This is a genomic window from Streptococcus suis (genome assembly GCF_002960445.1).
Classification (GTDB): domain Bacteria; phylum Bacillota; class Bacilli; order Lactobacillales; family Streptococcaceae; genus Streptococcus; species Streptococcus hyiners.
The window spans coordinates 1-5,577 of record NZ_POJD01000209.1; the positions used below are offsets into that span (position 1 = coordinate 1).

Annotated in this window: 4 protein-coding genes and 1 pseudogene; 4 read left to right on the forward strand and 1 reads right to left on the reverse strand. The window is 32.4% G+C overall.

The window, feature by feature from the left end:
* Positions 1–436: 436 nt before the first annotated feature.
* From optrA to C1G53_RS08565, 3 genes are all read left to right on the forward strand, one after another.
* Entirely contained in the window at positions 437–2,404 is a 1,968-nt protein-coding gene (gene optrA / locus C1G53_RS08560; RefSeq protein WP_080477306.1) for an ABC-F type ribosomal protection protein OptrA, read from the forward strand.
* Between the two features lie 263 nt (positions 2,405–2,667).
* On the forward strand, positions 2,668–2,802 hold the full coding sequence (locus C1G53_RS13540) for a hypothetical protein (protein ID WP_002415371.1): 135 nt from the start codon (positions 2,668–2,670) through the stop codon (positions 2,800–2,802).
* A gap of 531 nt (positions 2,803–3,333) precedes the next feature.
* Positions 3,334–3,696, forward strand: coding sequence for an EFR1 family ferrodoxin (locus tag C1G53_RS08565; protein ID WP_024378353.1), 363 nt, complete (start codon positions 3,334–3,336; stop codon positions 3,694–3,696).
* Positions 3,697–3,820: 124 nt separating this feature from the next.
* On the opposite strand, the gene erm(A) is transcribed toward C1G53_RS08565, so the two are convergent.
* Positions 3,821–4,552 carry a 23S rRNA (adenine(2058)-N(6))-methyltransferase Erm(A) gene (gene erm(A) / locus C1G53_RS08570; protein ID WP_002360844.1) on the reverse strand — a complete coding sequence of 244 codons (732 nt, stop codon included), beginning with the start codon at positions 4,550–4,552 and terminating at the stop codon, positions 3,821–3,823.
* Between the two features lie 390 nt (positions 4,553–4,942).
* On the opposite strand from erm(A), the pseudogene C1G53_RS08580 reads away from it, so the two are divergent.
* Positions 4,943–5,470, forward strand: a pseudogene (locus C1G53_RS08580) (class I SAM-dependent methyltransferase); the annotation flags it as partial.
* Positions 5,471–5,577 lie beyond the last annotated feature (107 nt).

The window sequence follows — 5,577 nt, forward strand, 5'->3', positions numbered from 1 at the left end:
CTCTCTTCGGGTTTTCGGTCTGTACTGAAATCAAGGTATTATTGGGAATCCCAGCTTAAATCATAGATACCGTAAGGGATTTTATTCTTTATTTAAAACTTTGCAACAGAACCCTTAAAACCGAAATAGAAGCCTTAAAAGTTGCAATTAATAAAATTAGCACTTTATGATATAATGGCGTTGTTATAAAAAAAATAATAGAAAGGAAAGGAAGGCAGATGAGATAACAGATCAGTTACTTTACTTTTACCAGAAAGGGTGTAAGCTAAAACTTAGGCTAGCCATTGCGCTAGCGACTTGGTACAATAAGGTGGCAATTGAATTATATTAATAATCGATAGGAGGTAGAAGCAAATGAAATCTACAACTATAGTAACATTTAAAGAACTCCATGTATAGGTGGCTGTGACAAGCTTTACATGGAGTAGAATAATTATTGTCCAAAGCCACCTTTGCAATTGCTAGTACTAACGCAAAGGAGGATATGAAAATGCAATACAAAATAATTAATGGTGCCGTTTACTATGATGGTAATATGGTGTTGGAAAACATCGGTATTGAAATCAATGATAATGAAAAGATTGCTATTGTTGGTAGAAATGGATGTGGAAAAACAACCTTGCTAAAAGCTATTATAGGCGAAATTGAATTAGAAGAAGGAACTGGTGAAAGTGAGTTTCAAGTAATAAAGACCGGTAACCCTTATATTAGCTATTTAAGACAGATGCCTTTTGAAGATGAAAGTATATCAATGGTGGATGAAGTCCGTAAGGTATTTAAGACGCTTATTGATATGGAAAACAAGATGAAACAGCTGATAGATAAAATGGAGAATCAATATGATGATAAAATCATCAATGAATACTCTGATATCAGTGAAAGGTATATGGCTCTTGGAGGTCTAACCTACCAAAAAGAATATGAAACGATGATTCGTAGTATGGGTTTTACTGAAGCAGATGATAAAAAACCCATTTCTGAATTTTCAGGTGGTCAGCGAACTAAGATAGCTTTTATAAAAATACTTTTAACAAAGCCAGACATTCTATTACTTGATGAACCTACTAACCACCTTGATATAGAAACAATACAATGGTTGGAGAGTTATTTGAGAAGTTATAAATCTACATTGGTTATTATTTCCCATGATAGAATGTTTCTTAATCGAATTGTGGATAAGGTTTATGAAATCGAATGGGGAGAGACCAAATGTTATAAAGGTAATTATTCAGCCTTTGAGGAGCAAAAACGAGAAAATCATATCAAACAGCAAAAAGATTACGACTTGCAACAGATAGAAATTGAAAGGATTACACGCTTGATTGAACGTTTTCGTTATAAACCTACGAAAGCTAAAATGGTGCAATCTAAAATTAAATTATTACAGCGTATGCAAATATTAAATGCACCAGACCAATACGATACAAAAACTTATATGTCTAAATTTCAACCGAGAATCAGTAGTTCAAGGCAAGTATTAAGTGCTTCAGAACTTGTGATAGGCTATGATACTCCTCTTGCAAAGGTTAATTTCAACCTTGAAAGGGGACAGAAGCTTGGAATTGTTGGGAGTAATGGTATTGGTAAATCCACGTTGCTTAAAACACTTATGGGTGGTGTGGCAGCATTGTCTGGAGATTTTAAATTCGGATACAATGTTGAAATTAGCTATTTTGACCAACAGCTTGCTCAAATCAGTGGAGATGATACACTATTCGAAATTTTTCAAAGCGAATACCCTGAGCTAAATGACACAGAGGTCAGAACTGCTCTTGGCTCATTTCAGTTTAGTGGAGATGATGTTTTTAGACCGGTGTCCTCTTTGTCAGGTGGAGAAAAGGTTAGATTGACATTATGTAAATTATTATATAAACGTACTAATGTTTTAATCTTAGATGAACCGACAAACCACATGGATATTATTGGAAAAGAGAATTTAGAGAATATCTTATGCAGTTATCAAGGTACAATTATTTTTGTGTCACATGATAGATATTTTACTAATAAGATTGCTGACAGATTACTTGTTTTTGATAAGGATGGTGTAGAGTTTGTACAATCTACTTATGGTGAGTACGAGAAAAAAAGGATGAATTCTGAAAAGCCATTTAATAACATTAAAGTTGAGCAGAAAGTAGAGAAAAATAACACAGTAAAAGGCGATCGTAACTCCATTGAGAAGGAGAAGGTTAAGAAGGAGAAACGAATTGAAAAGCTTGAAGTGTTAATAAATCAATATGATGAAGAATTAGAAAGATTGAATAAAATCATTTCTGAACCAAACAATTCTTCTGATTATATAGTACTGACGGAAATACAAAAATCAATTGATGATGTTAAAAGGTGTCAGGGTAATTATTTTAATGAATGGGAACAGTTGATGAGAGAATTGGAAGTTATGTAATTTTTGAGTTATGCAATAAGGATGTAAAAGTGTTAATGATACATTCTGGTTGTTGAAAATGTAAAAAAATTAATGAATTTTTATTAGATATAATCGCTATGTGAAGACCTTTTGAGTTTGCCGCATAGCGGTTTTTATTATCTATACTTTGGAATTGTCAAGAAAAGTGTAGTCGTATAAACTCACTAAATTTCCTTTGATTGTTATGCTGCCAGAAGTTGTTCTTCCAGTAGCCCTCTGTATATAACAGGAGGATTGAGCAGGTGGTTTCTGTCGTTGCAGAACCAGATTCTAAATATGGGACTGAAGTATTTGATGAATATGTCATAAGTAAAGAATTTGAAAATGTTCAAGAGGTTATGACGTCTCAAATACAGCAGAAAGGAAGGTTAAGATAAGAGAAACTGAAGTTCAACAATAGTATTTAGATATAGGGTGATAAATCAGATTATATTGTGATTTGTAGAATTGCTTGCCTTGGTGCTAAATAGGTATGGTAATAATGTACTAATCGATTGTTTTGTAGTAAAAAAGCAACAGATAATTAGGATATTTTTCTTGTATTGTTCGTTAAAAAGAGCCAAACGAAGTATATTTTCTCATAGAAGTTGAACATAGTAGACTGATTATTGCCACTGTAAAAAATGAGGAATGTATCCTGTGTTACAGTTATTCCATTAATGAGAGATGAGGATAAAGATAGATTTGTACAGGGAATTGAGAAATTTAACGTTTAAACAAAATCTAGTTCATCCTTTACACTATCCGTTGGGATAGTATACGTCACAAATGTGCGTACTTACATTTTGAATTTTCTTAAGTATAATACTCATTATGATGACACCTAGATAACAATTCAAACCCGATGCAAGTGTAACTGCATCAAAAATCAATTTTGAATCCTAATTAGTTAAAGAGAGGTAGCAGAAATGACAATTTTGTATTTTACCGCAACAGGAAACAGTCTTTATGTTGCGAAAAGACTTGGTGGAAAACTAATATCCATCCCACAAATGATAAAAGAGAATAAATATGAGTTCTCAGACGAGAGGATAGGTATTGTATTCCCGGTTTTTCACGTTAATATCCCGCCATATATTAGAGATTTTTTAGAACGCTCTATTTTTAATTGCAAATATCTATTTGTTATTGCAACATATGGAGAATATGCAGGTTCAACTGCAGATGAAGTGAAAAAGATTTTAGACAAACGTTCAATACCAGCCAATTATATAAATAATATACAAATCGTTAAGTATATGAAAAATTCTATAGAAACTTCTCTCAATTAGGCTAATTTTATTGCAATAACAGGTGCCTACTTTTAAAACAACCGATTTATTAATAAATATTGAAAATTTTTAGGAAGAATAAAGCGTTCTCTTGTGAAATTAGAGAACGCTTTATTACTTTAATTTACTGAAACAATTTGTAACTATTGAAAATAGAAAGAAATTGTTCCTTCGATAGTTTATTAATATTAGTGACATTTGCATGCTTCAAAGCCTGTCGGAATTGGTTTTTAGTAAAAAGAACGCGATATTCACGGTTTACCCACTTATAAACAAAAGATTGATACTCTTTGTAGTCCTTCTTTAAAATCAATGGTTGATGTCGTTCAAGAACAATCAATACAGAGTCTACATTCGGTTTAGGGTGAAAATATGCTCGTGGCACTTTTTTGAGAACTCTTATGTCCAATTCCACCATCAATAGCAAACCTAAAGCTCGTTTCGTATTTTGTAATCTTTTTGCAAAACCATTCTCCACAATAAGGTAACTATATTTCGAATTGCTTTCAAAAGCAATTTTTTTGACAATATCAGTACTGATGTTAAAGGGGATATTACCAAATATTTTATAATCTTTGTTTTTGGGGAAGTTAAATTTCAGAATATCCGTATGGATAACTTTTATATTCTGAAAAGGCTTCACGACTTTTTGGGTGACTTGACACAAGTCCTCATCAATTTCTATAGAATCCACCCACCGACTCATTTTGACAAGTTCTTTGGTAAAATGACCTTTTCCTGATCCAATTTCTATTACATTATCTTGTTTATTTATATTCGTATGATTCAATATCTCTTTTACATGCTTTTTAGAAGTAATAAAATTTTGAGTGTCCTTTGGGTTTTTCTGGTTCATTATAACCTTCTCCTTGCCATTTTTTTCATTATGAATGAGATAAAGTAATATCTACTACTGCGATACTAGTGCACATACTTGAAACCTCCTTACGTAACTGATTATATCATTTCTGTTTACTTTTTAGAATAAAGCTCTATATGTAATTTTGCACTTGACACTTCAGTTGGACGTTTTCTTCAAAATAATATGTTTTGAAACTTGATAAGAGAAGCCACTGTCTTTACTAAAAAGTAAAGGCTGCGATAAAGGACAGTGACTTTAATAAAGTTGCACTGTTGTATTGTCTTTGGATAAAATTGTCTAAAGGGAAGTTTTATCCCCAACGAAAAAACATCTAAAGTGGTAAGTAATGAAAGAATGTCGATAAAGTAGGAATGGGGGATCTTTTTGAATACAATAGAATCACAGTTTGATAAGGTTGCAGAAGATTACGATTTCGTGAATGAGCTTTTGAATGATTATTCATTCTTTGTGTCTAATATGTCTCCAAAGAAAGGCAGAGCATTAGATATCGGATGTGGCTCGGGTTTGTTAGTGGAGAAATTAGCAAGTTATTATGATGAAGTGGTAGGGATTGATATTTCTAATCAAATGCTCGATCTTGCCAAATCTAAACGTCAACTAACAAATACGGTCTATCTGAATATGAATGCAGAACAACTTAATTTTAATGAGAAGTTTGATTTTATTGTAAGCCGAACAACCTTTCATCATTTGGATGATATAGCCAGCGTAATACAGCAAATGAAGGAACTGTTGAATGAGGAAGGAAGAATAGTTATTCTTGATAATGTATCTGAAGTCGAGACACCGCCTACCTATGTTTATAAAATAGGGGCAATCCAAGAGTTTTTACCGCATTGTTTCAAATTTGGAATAAAAAATGCGATTAGAATTTATAATCACAACGGTTCTGTTGCAAAGTTTTAAATAAAGAATAAAATCCCTTACGGTATCTATGATTTAAGCTGGGATTCCCAATAATACCTTGATTTCAGTACAGACCGAAAACCCGAAGAAAA

Coding starts and splice junctions, on each gene's coding strand:
- C1G53_RS08565 (WP_024378353.1), top strand. CDS start 3,334: ATGACAATTTTGTATTTTACCGCAACAGGAAACAGTCTTTATGTTGCG.